14 protein-coding genes are annotated in these 17,166 nt (G+C 65.0%); 11 read left to right on the forward strand and 3 right to left on the reverse strand.

Annotation, left to right across the window (positions count from 1 at the left end):
* The first annotated feature begins 173 nt into the window (after positions 1-173).
* From ABIA42_RS14000 to ABIA42_RS14030, 7 genes are read left to right on the forward strand one after another with little or no spacing between them, the layout of a single operon-like run.
* The gene (locus ABIA42_RS14000) at positions 174-2,399 is read left to right on the forward strand and encodes a 4Fe-4S binding protein (RefSeq protein WP_370123473.1); all 2,226 of its coding nucleotides are present in this window, start codon (positions 174-176) and stop codon (positions 2,397-2,399) included.
* A gap of 23 nt (positions 2,400-2,422) precedes the next feature.
* The gene (gene nosZ / locus ABIA42_RS14005) at positions 2,423-4,369 is read left to right on the forward strand and encodes a TAT-dependent nitrous-oxide reductase (protein ID WP_271528368.1); all 1,947 of its coding nucleotides are present in this window, start codon (positions 2,423-2,425) and stop codon (positions 4,367-4,369) included.
* A 13-nt stretch (positions 4,370-4,382) separates the two neighbouring features.
* Positions 4,383-5,738, forward strand: coding sequence for a nitrous oxide reductase family maturation protein NosD (locus ABIA42_RS14010; RefSeq protein ID WP_271528369.1), 1,356 nt, complete (start codon positions 4,383-4,385; stop codon positions 5,736-5,738).
* Positions 5,735-6,655, forward strand: a complete 921-nt coding sequence (locus tag ABIA42_RS14015) for an ABC transporter ATP-binding protein (protein ID WP_370112946.1) — start codon at positions 5,735-5,737, stop codon at positions 6,653-6,655. Before ABIA42_RS14010 ends, ABIA42_RS14015 begins: the two co-directional genes overlap by 4 nt.
* Positions 6,652-7,479 (forward strand): ABC transporter permease, encoded by an 828-nt coding sequence (locus ABIA42_RS14020; RefSeq protein ID WP_271528371.1) that lies wholly within the window; start codon positions 6,652-6,654, stop codon positions 7,477-7,479. Before ABIA42_RS14015 ends, ABIA42_RS14020 begins: the two co-directional genes overlap by 4 nt.
* On the forward strand, positions 7,476-8,048 hold the full coding sequence (locus tag ABIA42_RS14025) for a nitrous oxide reductase accessory protein NosL (RefSeq protein ID WP_271528372.1): 573 nt from the start codon (positions 7,476-7,478) through the stop codon (positions 8,046-8,048). Before ABIA42_RS14020 ends, ABIA42_RS14025 begins: the two co-directional genes overlap by 4 nt.
* Complete coding sequence (locus ABIA42_RS14030; RefSeq protein ID WP_370112943.1) at positions 8,045-9,106, forward strand: FAD:protein FMN transferase; 1,062 nt, start codon at positions 8,045-8,047, stop codon at positions 9,104-9,106. Before ABIA42_RS14025 ends, ABIA42_RS14030 begins: the two co-directional genes overlap by 4 nt.
* On the opposite strand, the gene ABIA42_RS14035 is transcribed toward ABIA42_RS14030, so the two are convergent.
* The 3 genes from ABIA42_RS14035 to ABIA42_RS14045 all read right to left on the reverse strand — a co-directional run bounded on the left by ABIA42_RS14035 (position 9,063) and on the right by ABIA42_RS14045 (position 12,402).
* A complete protein-coding gene (locus ABIA42_RS14035; protein ID WP_271528374.1) occupies positions 9,063-9,878 on the reverse strand; it encodes a hypothetical protein in 816 nt (271 codons plus the stop codon). The two genes, ABIA42_RS14030 and ABIA42_RS14035, sit on opposite strands and share 44 nt — an antisense overlap.
* An 87-nt stretch (positions 9,879-9,965) precedes the next feature.
* Complete coding sequence (fsrB, locus tag ABIA42_RS14040) at positions 9,966-11,258, reverse strand: siderophore utilization protein FsrB (RefSeq protein WP_271528375.1); 1,293 nt, start codon at positions 11,256-11,258, stop codon at positions 9,966-9,968.
* 211 nt (positions 11,259-11,469) lie between these two features.
* A complete protein-coding gene (locus ABIA42_RS14045) occupies positions 11,470-12,402 on the reverse strand; it encodes a helix-turn-helix domain-containing protein (RefSeq protein WP_370112940.1) in 933 nt (310 codons plus the stop codon).
* Between the two features lie 195 nt (positions 12,403-12,597).
* Between ABIA42_RS14045 and ABIA42_RS14050 the strand changes: the two genes are divergently transcribed.
* Genes ABIA42_RS14050 through ABIA42_RS14065 form a run of 4 tightly spaced genes read left to right on the forward strand, consistent with a single transcriptional unit; the run spans position 12,598 to position 17,140 of the window.
* Positions 12,598-13,818: an amino acid ABC transporter substrate-binding protein gene (locus tag ABIA42_RS14050; protein ID WP_370112938.1), complete on the forward strand. Its 1,221-nt coding sequence runs from the start codon at positions 12,598-12,600 to the stop codon at positions 13,816-13,818.
* Positions 13,819-13,870: 52 nt separating this feature from the next.
* Positions 13,871-14,746, forward strand: a complete 876-nt coding sequence (locus ABIA42_RS14055; protein WP_271528378.1) for a branched-chain amino acid ABC transporter permease — start codon at positions 13,871-13,873, stop codon at positions 14,744-14,746.
* A complete protein-coding gene (locus tag ABIA42_RS14060) occupies positions 14,743-16,416 on the forward strand; it encodes an ATP-binding cassette domain-containing protein (RefSeq protein ID WP_271528379.1) in 1,674 nt (557 codons plus the stop codon). The genes ABIA42_RS14055 and ABIA42_RS14060 overlap by 4 nt, the downstream gene beginning before the upstream one ends.
* The gene (locus tag ABIA42_RS14065; protein WP_271528380.1) at positions 16,409-17,140 is read left to right on the forward strand and encodes an ABC transporter ATP-binding protein; all 732 of its coding nucleotides are present in this window, start codon (positions 16,409-16,411) and stop codon (positions 17,138-17,140) included. The genes ABIA42_RS14060 and ABIA42_RS14065 overlap by 8 nt, the downstream gene beginning before the upstream one ends.
* Positions 17,141-17,166 lie beyond the last annotated feature (26 nt).

Raw genomic sequence — 17,166 nt, forward strand, 5'->3', positions numbered from 1 at the left:
TGCTCGCGATGAGCTTGGCACGTCAGCGGCGACAAATCATCGAAGAAGATTCTCGAGGCACGCGCGGCCGCCTTGGTCGCGCAGATCGCATTTGAATCGACATGTCGAAGCGGCCGAACGACGACGTCGTCTTTGCAAGGCGTGCAGCGCGAGCGCTGGCAGGCTTGCTGCTGATGTGCCTGACGTACATTGCGCCCGCACGCGCTGCCGGTGATCTGCAGACATACCTGCCGAAGGTCGCGCCCGCCGACTTCTTCCCGGGTGCGGATCGTTTTGGCCCGTCTCAAGGCGATCCGCCTATCGTGCCGGTCTACCGTGGCGATCAGCTCCAGGGATTTGTCTTCCTCAACTCCGATCTCGCGAATTCCGTCGGCTACTCGGGCAAACCGATTCACCTGCTGGCTGGGATCGACCCGAAAGGCGTCATCACAGGAGTCAGACTCGTCGATCACAAGGAACCGATCGTGCTGGTCGGCATTCCGGAAGCCCGAATCGTTGCCGCCATGAACTCCCTGATCGGCAAGGACATGAAGCCGGTCGCAAGTGGCGCCGAGAGGCCGCCACAGGTCGACATCGTGAGCGGCGCGACCGTTACCGTGCTGGTGATGGGTGACAGTATCGTACGTGCGGCGTCCAAGCTGATCCGGAGCGGCCGGGTCGGTGGCGGCGACGGCGCCGCGGCTTCGGCAGCCCTGCCCCCGGTCATCAAGACGCTCGATCTCCAACACAGCGAAGTCCGTGACTGGGAGAGCCTCATCGGCGACGGCTCGATCCGCCGGCTTCATCTCGGCATTGGCGATGTCAACGAAGCCTTTGCGAAGTCCGGTAGCGCGGCGGCGGCCCAGTACCCCGAACCAGGTGACGCCAGCGACACCTTCATCGACCTCTATGTGGCGCTCGTAACTGCGCCCACGATCGGCCGCAGCCTGCTCGGCGACGATGGCTATCGACGGCTGAAGGACAGCCTGAAGCCCGGGCAGCAGGCGATTGTCGTCGCCGGCAACGGTCCCTACTCTTTCAAGGGTTCGGCCTACGTGCGCGGCGGCATCTTCGATCGCATCGAGATCCTACAGGAAGGCAACAGCACCCGCTTCCGCGATCGCAACCATACCCGCCTCGGAGCACTGGACGCGGTCGGCGCGCCCGAGTTCAGGGAAATCGGCCTGTTCGTCACCCCTCCCGAGTTCACCCTGGATCCGACGCAGCCGTGGCAGCTTCAACTGCTGGTGCAACGCAGCCTCGGCGGCCGCGACAAGGCGTTCCTGAACTTTGATGTCGCCTACACCCTGCCCGACGGTTATCTACGCCGCGAGCAGCGTGCGGTGACGGTGGCGGAGAATGCGGCGCCTCCTGCCTCGCAGGCTGCTTCTGCCGCCGCCGCCCCGTCCCCGGAGGCGGATGAGCCGCTCTGGGTGCGAATCTGGCGATCGAGCACGGTCTCGATCGGCATCACGGCGTTCATGCTGGCCGCTCTCACCGGCATTTTCTTCTTCCAGAATCTGCTTGTGCGCCGCCCGGCGTTGTACACCTGGGTTCGGCGAGGCTATCTCGCCTTCGTTCTGGTCTGGCTCGGCTGGTACGCAAACGCCCAGCTCTCCGTCGTCAATGTCGTCACCTTTTCCAATGCGCTGGTGACCGGCTTCCGTTGGGAATATTTCCTCGCCGCTCCGCTGATCTTCATCCTGTGGGCCGCGACGGCCGGTGGGCTTCTGTTCTGGGGCCGAGGCCCGTTCTGCGGCTGGCTGTGTCCCTTCGGCGCGCTGCAGGAGCTCACCAACACGGCCGCGAAATGGCTGAAGGTGCCGCAGATAACGGTGCCGTGGGGACTGCATGAACGGTTGTGGCCGATCAAGTACATCATCTTCCTCGGACTGTTCGGCCTGTCGCTCTATTCCGTCGACATGGCCGAGCGATTTGCCGAGGTCGAACCGTTCAAGACGGCAATCATCCTGAAGTTTTCGCGGGGCTGGCCGTTCGTGGCCTATGCAGTCGCCCTGCTCGTCATCGGCCTCTTCATCGAGCGCTTCTTCTGCCGCTACCTCTGTCCGCTCGGCGCGGCGCTCGCGATTCCCGGCCGCATGCGGACGTTCGAATGGCTCCGCCGCTGGGAAGAATGCGGATCACCCTGCCAACGCTGCGCCAAGGAATGTCCGGTTCAGTCGATCCATCCCGAGGGGCACATCAACGTCAATGAGTGCATCTACTGCATGCACTGCCAGGAACTCTATTACGACGATCACCGCTGTCCGCACATGATTCAGGTGCGGCTCAAGCGCGAGAAGTTCGCGGCCATGTCCTCGCCCTCGATGCGCTCAGGCGGCAAGGGTCCGGCGACCGTCATCACCGCCGGCGGCAAACCTGTCGGCGCATCAGCCCCCATCTCTTTACCCCCAAACTGAAACCGGAAGCCGAGGAGGCAATCATGAGCGAGAACGAAACCAAGGGCGTCAGCCGACGAGCTGTGCTGGGAACGACGGCGGCCGCAGCGGGCGTGGGCCTGGCCGCCGGAGTGGCGATGAAGGACGGCGGCGGATTCATCTCGTCCGCCGATGCTCAGACGAAGACAGCAGCACCAAAGGTGCCGGCGGCGCGACCGGCGGTGCAGAAGACCGAAGTGGCGCCCGGTGAGCTCGACGAATACTACGTGTTTTTCTCAAGCGGCCAGTCCGGCGAGATGCGGATCATCGGCCTCCCTTCGATGCGCGAGTTGATGCGGGTTCCCGTCTTCAACCGCTGCAGCGCGACCGGCTGGGGCCAGACCAATGAAAGCATCAAGGTTCTGACGGAAGGAATGCAGCCTGCCACCCGCGAATTCCTCAAGAACCGCGGCGGCACCTACCTGAACGGCGACCTCCATCACCCGCACATCTCGTTCACGGACGGCACCTATGACGGTCGCTATGCCTTCATGAATGACAAGGCCAACAGCCGCGTGGCGCGGGTGCGGCTCGATGTCATGAAATGCGACAAGATCATCGAACTGCCGAACCAGCATACGGTCCACGGCCTGCGACTGCAGAAATATCCGCGCACCGGTTATGTGTTCGCCAACGGCGAAGACGGGGTGCCCCTGCCCAACGACGGTAAGGTGCTTGACGATCCCAAACAATATCGCTCGATGCTCAGTGCGATCGACGGCGACACGATGAAGGTGGCCTGGCAGGTGATTGTCAGCGGCAACCTCGACAATGTCGACGCGGACTATCAGGGCAAATACGCTTTCTCGACCTGCTACAACGGCGAGGAAGGCGTCACGCTGGCGGAGATGACCGCCAGCGAGCAGGACTGGGTCGTCATCTTCAACCTCAAGCGGATCGAGGAGGCAGTAAAGAAGGGCGACTTCAAGGAAATGAACGGCGTGCCCGTGATCGACGGCCGCAAGGGGTCGGCCTACACCCGCTATGTTCCGGTCTCGAACAATCCGCACGGCATGAACACGGCCCCGGACGGCATCCACATCGTCGCAGCCGGGAAGCTCTCGCCCACCGTGACCGTGATGGATGTGCGCCTGTTCGACCAACTGTTCGACGACAAGATCAAGCCGCGCGACGTCGTCGTCGCGGAGCCGGAGCTCGGCCTCGGGCCGCTGCACACCGCCTATGACGGCAAGGGCAACGCCTACACGACCCTGTTCCTCGATAGCCAGGTCTGCAAGTGGAACATCGACCTCGCCAAGCGGGCCTTCAAGGGTGAGAAGGTCAATCCCATCATCCAGAAGCTCGACGTGCACTATCAGCCCGGCCACAACCATACCTCGATGGGACAGACCAAGGAGGCCGATGGAAAATGGCTCATCTCGCTGAACAAGTTCTCGAAGGACCGTTTCCTGAACGTCGGACCGCTCAAGCCTGAGAACGATCAGCTGATCGACATCTCGGGCGATCAGATGAAGCTGGTGCATGACGGCCCGAGCTTCGCCGAGCCGCATGACGCGACCATCGTCCACCGCTCCAAGATCAACCCGATCTCGATCTGGGACCGCGCGGATCCGATGTTCGCGGACGCCGTCAAGCAGGCCAAGGCGGACGGGATCAATCTCGAGGCGGATTCCAAGGTGATCCAGGACGGCAACAAGGTGCGGGTCTATATGACGTCGACCGCGCCGGCCTATGGCCTCGAGCAGTTCCAGGTCAAGCAAGGGGACGAAGTGACCGTCTTCATCACCAATATCGATGCGGTCGAAGACCTGACGCACGGCTTCTGCATCGTCAACTACGGCATCAACATGGAGATCGGGCCGATGGCCACCTCGTCAGTGACGTTCACGGCCGACAAGCCGGGTGTCTACTGGTACTATTGCTCCTGGTTCTGCCACGCCATGCACATGGAGATGAAGGGCCGGATGCTCGTCGAACCAAAGTCAGTCTGATCGGAGCGACCTCGTGCGTCTCTTGTCACCCATGTTTCCGGCGGCGCTGGTCGCTGCCGGATTGTCTAGCTTCTCTGAGGCGGAGACGCTGACGGCTGCGCCCGGCCAGCCGCTGCAAGCGGTGCTGGATGGCGCGCGCGCAGGCGACGTCGTTAAACTTGCACCGGGTGACTATCACGGCTCGATCCGGATCGACCGTCCTTTGCAGCTGGTTGGGACCGAAGGTACGGTGCTGGACGGCGACGGCGCTGACAACGTCGTCACCGTCAGCGCGCCGGACGTCACCGTCCGCGGCGTGACCATTCGCGGGTCCGGCCGCGATTTGCAGGCGATGAATTCCGGGATCTTCCTGCAGAAGACAGCCGCGCGCGCAACGATCGAGGACAACCGGCTGGTCGGAAACCTGTTCGGCGTCTATGTGCATGGCGCGAGGGGCTCCCGGGTCGTCCGCAACGAGATCGAGGGACTGCGCGGCGGGCGTCTCAGCGAGGCGGGCAACGGCGTCTCGCTGTGGAATGCGCCCGACGTCACCATCGCGAACAACACCTTCCGCTATGGCCGCGACGGCATCTTCTCGATCTCCAGCAGCAAGGACCGATTCGTCGACAACCGCTTCGAGCAGGTTCGCTTCGCGGTCCACTACATGTACACCAACGATAGCGAAGTCAGCGGCAACGTCTCGATCGGCAACCATGTCGGTTACGCCATCATGTATTCAAACCGCCTGGTGATCCGCGGCAACAGCTCCGATCACGATCGCGACTATGGATTTCTCTTCAACTACGCGAACTACGCCGAGATCGAAGACAACCGGGTCACGGGCGGCCTGCTGAACCCGACGATGCAGAAACCGGACGATGGTCCGGACGACGAGCGAGGCATGCTTCCGCAAGCGAGGCGGGAGAACGCTCTCAGGACTGGCCCGGAAAAATGCGTCTTCATCTACAACACCAATCACAATAAATTCCGCAACAACTGGTTCGAACGTTGCGCCATCGGCGTGCACTTCACGGCCGGCTCCGAAGGTAACCAAATCACGGGCAATGCTTTCGTCAGCAACGCCAATCAGGTGAAATATGTCGGCACCCGGCATCTGGACTGGTCGATCGGGGGGCGCGGCAACTACTGGAGCGACAACCCGGCATTCGACCTCAACGGCGATGGAATCGCCGACACGGCGTACCGGCCGAACGACCTGATCGATCGCGTGCTGTGGACGGCGCCCGCTGCAAAGGTCCTGATCAACAGCCCTGCCGTCCAGGTGATCCGCTGGGCGCAGGCACAGTTTCCGGCACTGCTGCCGGGCGGCGTGGTCGACAGCCATCCGCTGGTGTCGCCGCCAGCGCGCCGCGCGAAGGAAACCCGATGATCGGCACGGTACGCGTCAGCAACGTCACCAAGGCGTATGGCCGGGTCAACGCCGTGCGCGATGCCTCGTTCACGCTTGGCCAAGGCGAGTTGGTCGCCTTGATCGGCCACAATGGCGCCGGCAAGACCACGCTGATGAAGCTCATGCTCGGCTTGATCCGGCCGACCTGCGGCTCCATCGAGGTTCTCGGAGACAATCCGGCCGCCGGCGAATTTGCCGGCCGACGGCAGCTCGGCTACCTGCCGGAAAACGTCTCCTTCGACCCTGCCCTGACCGGCCGCGAGACGCAGGCCTTCTACGCCAGGCTGAAGCGGGAGCCGGTCGCCGAGGCCCTGGAGCTGCTGGACGCCGTAGGCCTGGGCGCCGCCGGCCGCCGCAGGGTCAACACCTATTCGAAGGGCATGCGGCAGCGCCTCGGGCTCGCGCAGGCGCTGCTCGGCGAGCCGCGTGTGCTGCTGCTGGACGAGCCGACCACCGGTCTCGATCCGGAGCTGCGGCAGACCTTCTACGACATCATCGTACGCCTCGCCGCTGCTGGTGCAACCGTACTGCTGTCGTCGCATGCGCTGACCGAGCTCGAGGAACGTGCCGGCCGGGTCATCATCATGAACCGCGGGATCAAGGTCGCGGACGGATCGATCGACGAACTGCGTCGACTTGCCCGGCTGCCCACCAGGATCCGCCTTAGGGTCGCAGGGCTCGCTCCGAGCGAGTTGCCGGGCTGGGCGCCCAAGGACGCGACCTGCCGCCGTTTGAACGGCCACATCGTCGAGATCGACGCCGCGCCGGAGCGCAAGATCGAGCTTCTGCATCGCGCGACGGCCGCCGGCAATTCCGTCGAGGACGTCGACGTGGTCCCGCCGACCCTCGACGAGCTTTACGCTCACTTTCTTCGGCAATCGGAGCAGGCGCCATGAACGTCATGATCATCGCCGCCAAGGAGATCCACCAGGCCATTCGCAATCGCTGGGTGCTGGCCGCAACGCTCCTGCTCGCAGGGCTCGCCCTGTCGCTGACCTTTCTCGGCAGCGCGCCGACCGGCAACGTCGGCGTTCGCACGCTGGATGTGGTCATCGTCAGCCTGTCGAGCCTGACGATCTTTCTCGTTCCGCTCATTGCGCTCCTGATCTCCCACGATGCCATCGTCGGCGAGATGGAGCGGGGGACGATGCTGTTGCTATTGAGTTATCCGGTAGCACGCTGGCAGGTGCTGCTCGGCAAGTTCCTGGGCCACCTCGCCGTCCTCGGCTTTGCGACCTGCCTCGGCTATGGCGCGGCTGTCGGGGCGCTGGCGGCGACGGGTAGCGACATTGACGGCGATAGTCTCCTGGCGTTCACGGCGATGGTAGGCTCCTCGGTGCTGCTTGGCGCCACGTTCGTCGCGATTGGCTATCTGGTCAGCGCGCTCGTGCGGGACCGCGGAACGGCGGCCGGCATCTGCATCGGATTATGGCTGCTGCTGGTGCTGATCTACGACATGGCATTGCTGGGCGTGCTTGCGCTCGACCAGGGACGCAGCATCTCGGCGACCATGCTCAACGCCCTGCTCCTGTCTAACCCGACCGACGCCTACCGGCTGATCAACCTGACCGGGTTCGCCAATGTCAGCACCTTCGCCGGCATGGCCGGCCTTGCTCAAAACACCTCCCTGACGATACCGGTCCTTCTGACGGCCCTGCTCGGCTGGACGCTGCTGCCGCTGGGCCTGGCCGCACTCGCCTTCTCGCGGAGGGAGCTATGAGGCGGCTGGCCATCGCTTGCGCCCTGCTGCTGCCGCTGGCGCTCGCGGGCTGTAACGAGAAGCAGGCGGCGAAGATCCCGCTGCCGCATCGGATGACGGCAGAGGACATCGGCCATTACTGCGGCATGAACGTGCTCGAGCACCCAGGACCCAAGGGGCAGATTTTCGCCGCGAGCCTCATTCAGCCCGTCTGGTTCTCGTCCGTACGCGACACCCTCGCCTTCACCATTCTGCCAGACGAGCCCAAAGACATTCAGGCGATCTACGTGTCCGATATGGGCAAGGCACCGAACTGGGACCAGCCCGGCGCCGACAACTGGGTCGAGGCGCGCAAGGCGTTGTTCGTCATCGGGAGCCGGGTCAAGAGCGGCATGGGCGGGGACGAGGCGGTCCCGTTCTCGGACCGGGCGGCCGCGGAGAAGTTCGCAGGTGAAAACGGCGGCAGAATCGTCGGCTTCGACGAGGTGCCCCGCGACTATGTCCTGTCGTCGGCGAATGCCGCTGGCGACGCTGCGTCCGTCGAAGCGACCGAAGGCTCGCCGGGTGACCGATCGAGGAGGACGCCATGACGCAAGCGCTGACCCGCCGACGGTTCATCCGGATCAGCGCCGCGGCGGCGGGGCTCGGCTCGCTGTTCGTCGGACATCCCGTTCGTGCCGAGGTCGCCCCGGTGACGTGGCGGGGCACGATGCTGGGCGCGGTCGCGACGTTGGAGATCCACGACGAAGATCGCCGCCGGGCCGAACGGCTGATATCGCTGGCATGCGCCGAGGCGCGACGGCTCGAGCGGCTGTTCAGCCTTTACCTGGACGATTCCACCCTGGTGGAGCTGAACCGGAAGGGCATCCTGATCGATCCCCCCGCCGAAATGGTCGATCTGCTTTCGACCTCGCAGCACTATTCCAGGCTGACAGGCGGTCTGTTCGATGTCACGGTGCAGCCGCTTTGGGATCTCTACGCCCGCCACTTCGCGCAAAATGATGCAAATCCAGCTGGTCCTGCGGCAGCCGAAATCGAAGCGGCGCTCACGCGCATCGGCAGCGGCCGGCTGTCGATATCCCGCGACCGGATCGTGATGCCTCGGGGCATGGCCGTCACCCTGAACGGGATCGCGCAAGGTTACGTCACGGACAAGGTGGTCGACCTGCTGCGGGCGCAAGGCATCTCTCATAGCCTCGTCGACATGGGCGAGGCCCGCGCGATCGGCCCGCGTCCGGACGGACGTCCCTGGGACATCGGCATCGCCAATCCAGACATCGCGGACCACACCAAAACGGTGCTGCCCATCGTCGATCGTGCCGTGTCCACCTCGGGTGGCTACGGCTTCCGGTTCGATTCCAAGGCATGCTTCAACCACCTGTTCGATCCCCAAACGGGCGGCTGCGCTCTGCGCTATCGCAGCGTGACGACGGTATCCCGCAGCGCAACCGCCGCAGACGCATTGTCCACGGCGTTCAGCTTCATGCCGGAAGACAGGATTCGATCGTTGTTGCCGCGTGTCGACATCGACAGCGTGCATCTGATCGACGCCGCCGGCAAGTCGGTCGAGTTGGCCGCCTCGTCTGCTCCTTCCGCGCTCCAATTTAGCGCAACGGCAGCAAATCCAGCTGGCTCTGCGCCTTCTTGACGGCGGCTGCGAACCAGCTCTGGCTTGGCGCTTCCTTGGCAAAGCACTTGGTGTAGGCGTCCATCGCCTGGTCTTCACGGGCCATGGCGTCCTGCGGGGTCTTCCTGGCCATCATCTGCTTCCAGACCTTTTCGCAGGCCGGGATTTCGGCCGTCTTCACGGCGTCCGATGTGGCGATGAAGAAGACCTTGGCATCCTTTATGGCGATGACGTCGATTTCATGCGGTGATCCCTTGAGGCCGCCATTGCCGCGCACACCCAGCACGGCGACCGCGGTGGTGGCGGATGCGGGCTTGGTGACCGGCAGCTCGGCATATTTGGCGAAGGCCGCGTCCTGGATGGCGTAATAGTAGAAGCGGTCCGACTTGAACGCGGCATCTCTCTCCTGCGGCATGCCGTCCTCGCGGTGCTCGCGCAGCCAGTGCTTGAGCAGCCCGGTCGTGGTCACCACGGCCCGCATCTTGTCGCCCTCGGAAGCGAAGCCGAGCCCGTCGAGATGGCCGAAGCCGACATCGTTCCTGAACAGCGTGTCGACGTTCGACTTGCCCTCGGCCGGCAGCCCCTTGATTGCCACAGGTCCCACCAGGCCGCGCAGCACGCCGGTCAGCTCGTTGAGCGCGGCATCGTGCTGCTTGTAGATCTCGTCGTTCTCCTTGGCTGTCGAGAATTTTGCGATGTAGCGATCGCGCAGGTCGAGATAGTGCTGCTCGGGCGCGGCTGCATGGACCGGCGCAGCCAGGAGAAGCAGGCAGAGCAAGGCGAGCGATCTCATTGCGATGTCCGGAAGACTGGGAGCGGTCTCCAGTCTTTGTGCCGTCGCCGGGCGGGAAGGTTCATCCGTCGACGGAGTGCGGGAGCCCTACTCCGCCGGCGTGAGTTGCTGCCGGTTCAGGCGCATAGCGGCGGTCTCGCGCACGCGGACGCGGGCGCGGCGCTTGCGCCACCAGATCACGACGCCAGTCACAGAGAGCGCCGCCACCACCAATCCCATGACCGAGATCAGGATGCGGCCGAACAGCCCGACGATCCGGCCCGAATGCAGTGGGAACTGCGCCTGCACGAAGATGTCGGCGGCGGTGCCGACCCAGGGCAGTCGCTCGCCGATTGGGCGGCCGTCCTCGCTGTCGTAGTAGAGCTGCGCCGGGCCGACGCCGCCTGCGCCGTGGTCGTCGCCGGGGTGGAAGAAGGCGGCGGCATAGACGCCATGGGCCGGGCCGTAATTGATCGAGCCGACCGGGGTCGTCCATCCGCGCGCCTTGCCGTCGGCCGCCGCGCGTGCGGCGATGTCGGCGAACGTCACCTTGGGCTCGATCGGATCGTCGAGACCGCGATAGGGCCGCTGCTCGTAGGGCGTCGGCGTGTAGTTCGACACCATCTTCATCAGCGGCGAGAACACCTCGAAATAGAGGTTCAGCGAGAATGCGGTGAAGGCGATGATGAACAGCACACCCCAGGTCCAGAGGCTGAAGGCCCGGTGGATGTCGAAATTGATCCGATAGCCGCTGCCCGAGGTCTTGATGGTCCAGGCCGGCGCCCAGCGCGCCCAGAAGCCGCGCTCGAGCTGGCGCGTGACTTCAGGCGCCCGCGCCGCCTTGGCACGCCGCCGCGAGGGCAGCGTCAGATAGAAGCCGACGAAGCAATCGATGGTCCAGATGATGGCGATCACGCCGAGCACGCGCATGCCCCAGCGGTCGCTGCCCCAGAATTCCGGGATGTGCATCGTGTAGTGGAGCTTGTAGAGGAACGAGACGAAGTTCTCCCGCGTCACCGGCCAGACCGCGCCCCAATAGCGGCGGCCAAGCTCGGCACCGGTGTTGGGATCGAGGAAGACCTGGTTGTAGTCGAGCGGGTAACGCTTTCCGGTCGCGGGGTCGATACGCGGCATGACGAAGAACCACAGCGAGTGGCCCTCTTCCGGCGTCATGAAGAGGTAGACGACGCGCGCACGGGGATCGCGCTGCTCGATCATCTTGGCAAGCTCGATCGATGGAATGGCCGGGCCCTTGGTCGCGACGTCGAACAGATGGCCGTTGAGAACGTCGTCGAGCTCGTGATCCCAGGAGATGATCGCGCCGGTGATGCCCGAGAAGAACAGGAAGGCGGCCGTCAGCAGTCCTGCCCAGCGATGCAGTTTGCCGAATATCGCTCTCATCGCTCAGATCTCATTCACGGTGGGCCCGGCCCCCCATTTGCCGGACCGCTTTCGATTGGACTCATCGCCGGCAGGTCCGCCGGTGGGCCCTCGGCCTAACGCAGGGACCATTTCAGTGCGAGAGGCCCGACATTAGAATTTATCGAGACTGGCGCATGAGCTGCGCGACAAGGCGTCCATGCGGGATCGGCTGTCCGCGCAGCCAAGTGCGTCACGGCCAATCGGCAAAATTCAGCGTCGGCCTCGATCGCCCCGCTCTCACACGTGCCGCAACGCGCCGGCGCCATACCCCCGGTGCCTCGCCGGTGTGCTTGCGGAAGAAGCGGCTGAAATAGGCGGTGTCCGTGAAGCCGAGCGCGAATGCGATCTGCTTGACGGCGATGGTTCCAGTCTCCAGCCGCGCAGCCGCTTCCCTGACGAGGCGCTGCTGGATCAGCTCGCTCGGCGATCGCTTCAGCTCGCGGCTGCACAGCGCGTGCAGCCGATCGGGCGTCGTGCCGAGCAGCCTGGCGTAATCGCTGACGCGCAGGTGCTGCTGATAGCGCTCCTCGAGCAGCCTGCGGAACCGGCTCAGGATCTCGGTGCTGCTGCTCTCCTCGTTGCGGTTGCCGTCGCCGGCGAACAGGCGCCAAAAGCGCAGCGCGCACAGCGTCAGCTCCGCCGACATGATCGACGCTGCGCCACTGCGCGCGGGCGAGGCGATCTCGGCGGCGATCGCCGCGATGGAACGCGCCATCGTGGCCGCGAGATCGGCCTCGACCTGCAACGCCAGGATGCCGCCCGCGCCTTCGAGCGCCAGATAGGCCGCCTCCGCCGATGGCGGGAGATAGCGATGCCATGTGCCGGCACGCAATTGCAGCAGCTGCGCGGTCGTGCCGGCCGGCACCTCCAGATAGTCGGCCGATCCTGCCGGTAGCCAGACCATCGCGGGTCCGACCGACTGAATCATCTTGCCGGCCTGACCGATCTCGGCGGTTCCGCCGCCGGGAAGGCAGAGCAGATGAATGAACGGACGGGCCGCTTTCGAGGTCAGCGACCATCGCCGCGCGACGTAATGCGCTCCGATCAGCTCGGCGCCAACAGGGACGGCCCCACTCGGGACGGTTGCCGGTGCCGGATCCGGGCCCGCGACGCCTCGACGCACTCGGCCATCAAGACCAGAAATGTCCAACCTTTCGCCGGATTTGTCCATTGTGCGAGCAAAGCTTGCGATGCTTGCTAGGTCAAGTCCCGGTGGCGGCCGGCTCAATGATGCCGCTCCGAAAGAAAGGGACCAAGAGGAAACGACCAACCACTCGATGCCAACAATCGCTTGAGTGCAACAGGAGGGAGACACGATATGTTTTCAGCGAACCGTCGAACGTTGCTGCGCGGCGCTGGCCTTGCGGCTCTGGCCGGCACGCTTTGGACCTTTCCGTCCACGGCCGATGCGCAGGAGAAGATCCGGATCGGCTACGCGATTTCCAAGACCGGGCCTTATGCCGGCGGCGCCGGCATCACCACCCTGCCCAACTATGAGCTGTGGGTGAAGGACGTCAATGCCGCCGGCGGCATCAAGCTCGGCGACAAGAAGCTGCCGATCGAGGTGGTCGAATATGACGACCGCAGTAGCTCGGAAGAAGCCGTCAAGGCGATCGAGCGCCTCGCCAACCAGGACAAGGTCGATTTCATTCTTTCGCCCTGGGGGACGGGCCTCAACCTCGCGGTCGGCCCGACGCTGAACCGCCTGGGCTACCCTCACCTCGCGGTCACGTCGGTGACCGACAAGGCGCCGGAACTTGCCAAGCGCTGGTCGAACGCGACGTTCTGGCTCGGGACGTCGGCGCAGATATCCGAGGGGCTTGCCGACCTCCTCGGCAAGCTGAAGAGGGAAGGCAAGATAGGGGCGAAGATCGCGATGGTCAGCATCGCCGACCAGTTCGGCATCGAGCTGTCCGCTGCGGGCCGCGAGGCCTTCAAGAAGCACGGCTTCACGCTCGGCTATGACAAGACCTATCCGATGGGGACGCAGGATCTCCAGCCTCTGTTGAAGGATGCGATCGCGTCAAACCCGGATGCGTTCATCGCCTTCAGCTATCCGCCGGATACGATCGCGCTCACCGAGCAGGCGCAACTGTTGAAGTTCAACCCGAAGGTCTTCTATGTCGGCGTCGGCACCGCGTTCCCGCTCTACAAGGGCAAGTTTGCCGCCAACAGCGACGGCGTGATGGGCATCGGCGGTTGGAATGCCGAGTCTCCGCAGCTGAAAGAGTATCTCGCGCGCCACAAGGCCGCCACCGGCAAGGAGCCGGATCGCTGGGCGAGCTCGATCACCTATGCGAGCTTGCAGGTGCTCCAGCAGGCGATCGAAAAGGTCGGCAAGCTCGATCGCACCGCCATCGCGGCGGAAATCCGCGCCGGCACGTTCGAGACCATCATCGGCAAGGTCAAGCTGAAGGGCGGGCTGCTTCAGGAGGTCTGGAGCGTCGGACAGTGGCAGAACGGCGAGTTCTACGCCCTCGCGCCGACCTCGCTGCCGGGCGCACGTGCCGCGGTCGTGCCCAAGCCGCAGTGGCAGTAAGGCTGGCTGCAGGCAAGGCCTGCGTGCCGTCCGCTCAAGGGGACGCCGTTTCATGCTGCTTGTGGACATCATCCTGCCGGGCCTCGTGCTCGGCGGCATGTACGCGCTGATCGCGCTCGGGCTGACGCTGCAATATGGCGTGGCGCGGATCATGAACCTCTCCTATGGAGAGTCGCTGGTCGCGGCCGCCTTCGGCGCGTTCTCGCTCTACGGCGGCCTTGGGCTGAGCCCGCTTGCGGCGCTACTGCTGGCGGTCCCGGTCGCGATGGTGCTGAACTGGCTGCTGTATCGCTTCCTGCTGGAACGGCTGATGCGTCGCGGCAAGGACCGGGGCGCGCAGGAGATCGACAGCATCCTCGTCACCTTCGGCGTGCTGTTCGTGATCCAGGGCGCCATGCTGGTCGCCTTCGGCGGCCAGTATTACAGCTATAGCTATCTCTCCATTCCGCTGACGATCATGGGCTCGACGCTTGCCGTCAATCGGCTCGTCGCGCTGCTGTTCGCGGCCCTGGTCGGCGGCGCCGTGTACCTCGCCCTCACCCGCACCCGGATCGGCACTGCGGTACGCGCCATCGCCGTCGATGCCAACGCCGCGCGTCTCGTCGGCATCGACGTTGCGGCCCTGTCGGGGCTGGCGTTTGCCTTTGGCGGCGGCCTCGTCGCCGTCGGCGGCGTTCTGATCAGCATGTTCCTCACCTTCAATGCCGCGATGGGCGTGGTCTTCACGATGAAGGCACTGGTCGTCGTCATCATGGGCGGTGTCGGCAACGTCATCGGCGCGCTGGTCGCCGGGTTGCTGCTTGGTGTGGTCGAAACCGCGGTGGCGCGGCTGGTCGATCCCGGCCTGACGCTGGCCGCGACCTACACGCTGTTTCTCGGCGTCCTCGTGATCAAGCCGACCGGCCTGTTCGGCAGGGCCGCGTCATGACGGGGGCCGTCCGGATCTTGCTGTGGTGCGCCGGCCTCGCCCTCGCCGCCGGCCTCGTCACCTATCCGCTCTATGCCAACGGCTATTATCTCGCGCTCGGCATCAGCGTGCTCTATTTCACGATCCTGGCGACCGCGTGGGCGATGTTTTCGGGCCCGACGCGCTACATCTCGCTTGCCACGGTCGCGTTCTTCGGGCTCGGCGCTTACACGGCTGCGGTGCTCGGCGAGACCATGCCCTGGCCGGCCGTGCTGCTGGCCGCAGCCGGCGTGGGCGCACTTACCGCCGCTGTCACCGGGCTTTCGACGCTGCGGCTGTCCGGTATCTATTTCGTGATCTTCTCCTTCGGCCTGGCCGAGCTGATCCGGCAGCTCGTGATCTGGTACGAGGTCAACATCCACAAATCGGTCGGCCGCTATCTCTTCAGCGCGGTGACGCAGGACGTTCTCTACTGGCAGCTCCTGGGCTTGACCGCGATTGTCTTCCTGGTGGGCTGGATGCTCGGACGCTCGCGCTACGGGCTGGCCCTGCGTGCCATCGGCGCCGACGAAACCGCGGCGAGCCATTCCGGCATCGACGCCACGCGGGTCAAGCTCGGCGTCTTCATTCTGAGCGCGACCTTCATGGCGGTGACCGGCGCGGTCATGGCGCCACGCTGGACCTATATCGATCCGGCCATTGCATTCAATCCGACCATCTCGTTCCAGGTCGTGATCATGGCCTTGCTGGGCGGCGCGGGCTCGTTGTTCGGGCCCGTGCTGGGCGTCATTCCCCTCGTCCTGCTGTTCGAGGTGCTGACCGCGACGCTGCCCAACCATTTCAGCATCGTGCTCGGCGTCATCTTCGTGCTCATCGTGATGGTGTTGCCGAATGGCGTGATCGGCTTGTTCGGGGCGGGCCGCCGCTGGCGCGTTCCGGCCGGCGGTCCCGCCGCCGCGCCCCCCCGCACCAGCGATGCACCGCTGCTCGCGGTCGACGGCGTCAGCAAATCGTTCAGCGGATTGCGCGCCGTCGACGGTGTCAGCTTCACGGCCGCGCCGGGCGAGATCATCGGCATCATCGGCCCGAACGGATCCGGCAAGACGACGCTGCTGAATACGCTGTCCGGGGCGTTGCGGCCCTCCTCGGGCACGATCCGGCTGGGTGGCATCGTCCTCAACGGCCTGCGCGCGCACCAGATCGCGCGCCTCGGCCTGGCGCGCACGTTCCAGCTGGTGCGCGTGATGCCGGACCTGACGGTGGCCGAAAACGTTGCAGCGGCGCGGCTGTTCTCGACGTCCAACGGCTCGGGCGCAACGGCGAGCGAGCTGCTGGACCTGGTCGGGCTCGGCAAGATGCAGGAAGCGCCCGCGAGCGAGCTGACCTATATCGACCAGAAACGCCTCGAGCTCGCCCGCGCGCTGGCGCTGCAGCCGCGCCTCGTGCTGCTCGACGAATGGCTGGCGGGCCTCAATCCGAGCGAACTCGAGACCGGCATCGCGCTGATCGCGAAATTGCGCGACCGCGGCCTCACCATCATCATGGTCGAGCATGTGATGGATGCGATCCGAGCGCTGTGCAGCCATTGCATCGTCATGAACGCCGGCAGCGTGATCGCGCGCGGCGCGCCGGAGGCCGTGTTGTCCGATCCGAAAGTCGTTGCAGCCTATCTCGGAGGCGACGATGCTTGAGGTCGCCGCCCTCTCCCACTTCTATGGGAAGCACCAGGCCCTCGCCGACATTGCGCTCGGTATCGAGCAAGGCGAGATCGTCGCCATCCTCGGCGCCAACGGCGCCGGCAAGTCCACCTTGCTCAAGAGCATCGCGGGGCTGGTCAAACCGGCGCCGGGCGCAACGATCCGGTTCGCGGGACATCACATTGGCGAGCTGCCCGCCCATCTGATCGTGGAGCGCGGCATCGCGCTGGTGCCCGAAGGCCGCGGCGTGTTCGGCGATCTGACGGTTGCCGAGAATCTGCAGCTCGGTGCCTACCCCGCCCGTGCCCGCGCAGGCGAGGCGGACCGGCTCGGAAGGATCCTCCGGCTGTTCCCGCGGCTTGCCGAGCGTATGGCCCAGGCCGTTCGCACCATGAGCGGCGGCGAGCAGCAGATGGTGGCGATCGGCCGGGCGCTGATGTCGAACCCGCTGCTGCTCCTGCTCGATGAGCCCTCGCTCGGCCTGTCGCCCCTCCTCAGCCGCGAGGTCTTCCGCGCGCTGGCGGAGATCCGCAGCAGCGGCCTCAGCGTGCTGCTGGTCGAGCAGAATGCGCGGGCCAGCCTCGACATCGCCGACCGTGTCTACCTGATCGAGTCCGGCCGCAACGCCGGCAGCGGACCGGCCAGTGCGATGAAGAACGATCCGAAGGTCCAGCGCGCCTATCTCGGCAAGGCGCGCGCGGCCCCGTCCCCACCATAATCACTCAATCCGCCTGCAACCTTTGG

This window comes from Bradyrhizobium sp. USDA 327, from assembly GCF_041262065.1.
GTDB classification, from domain to species: domain Bacteria; phylum Pseudomonadota; class Alphaproteobacteria; order Rhizobiales; family Xanthobacteraceae; genus Bradyrhizobium; species Bradyrhizobium liaoningense.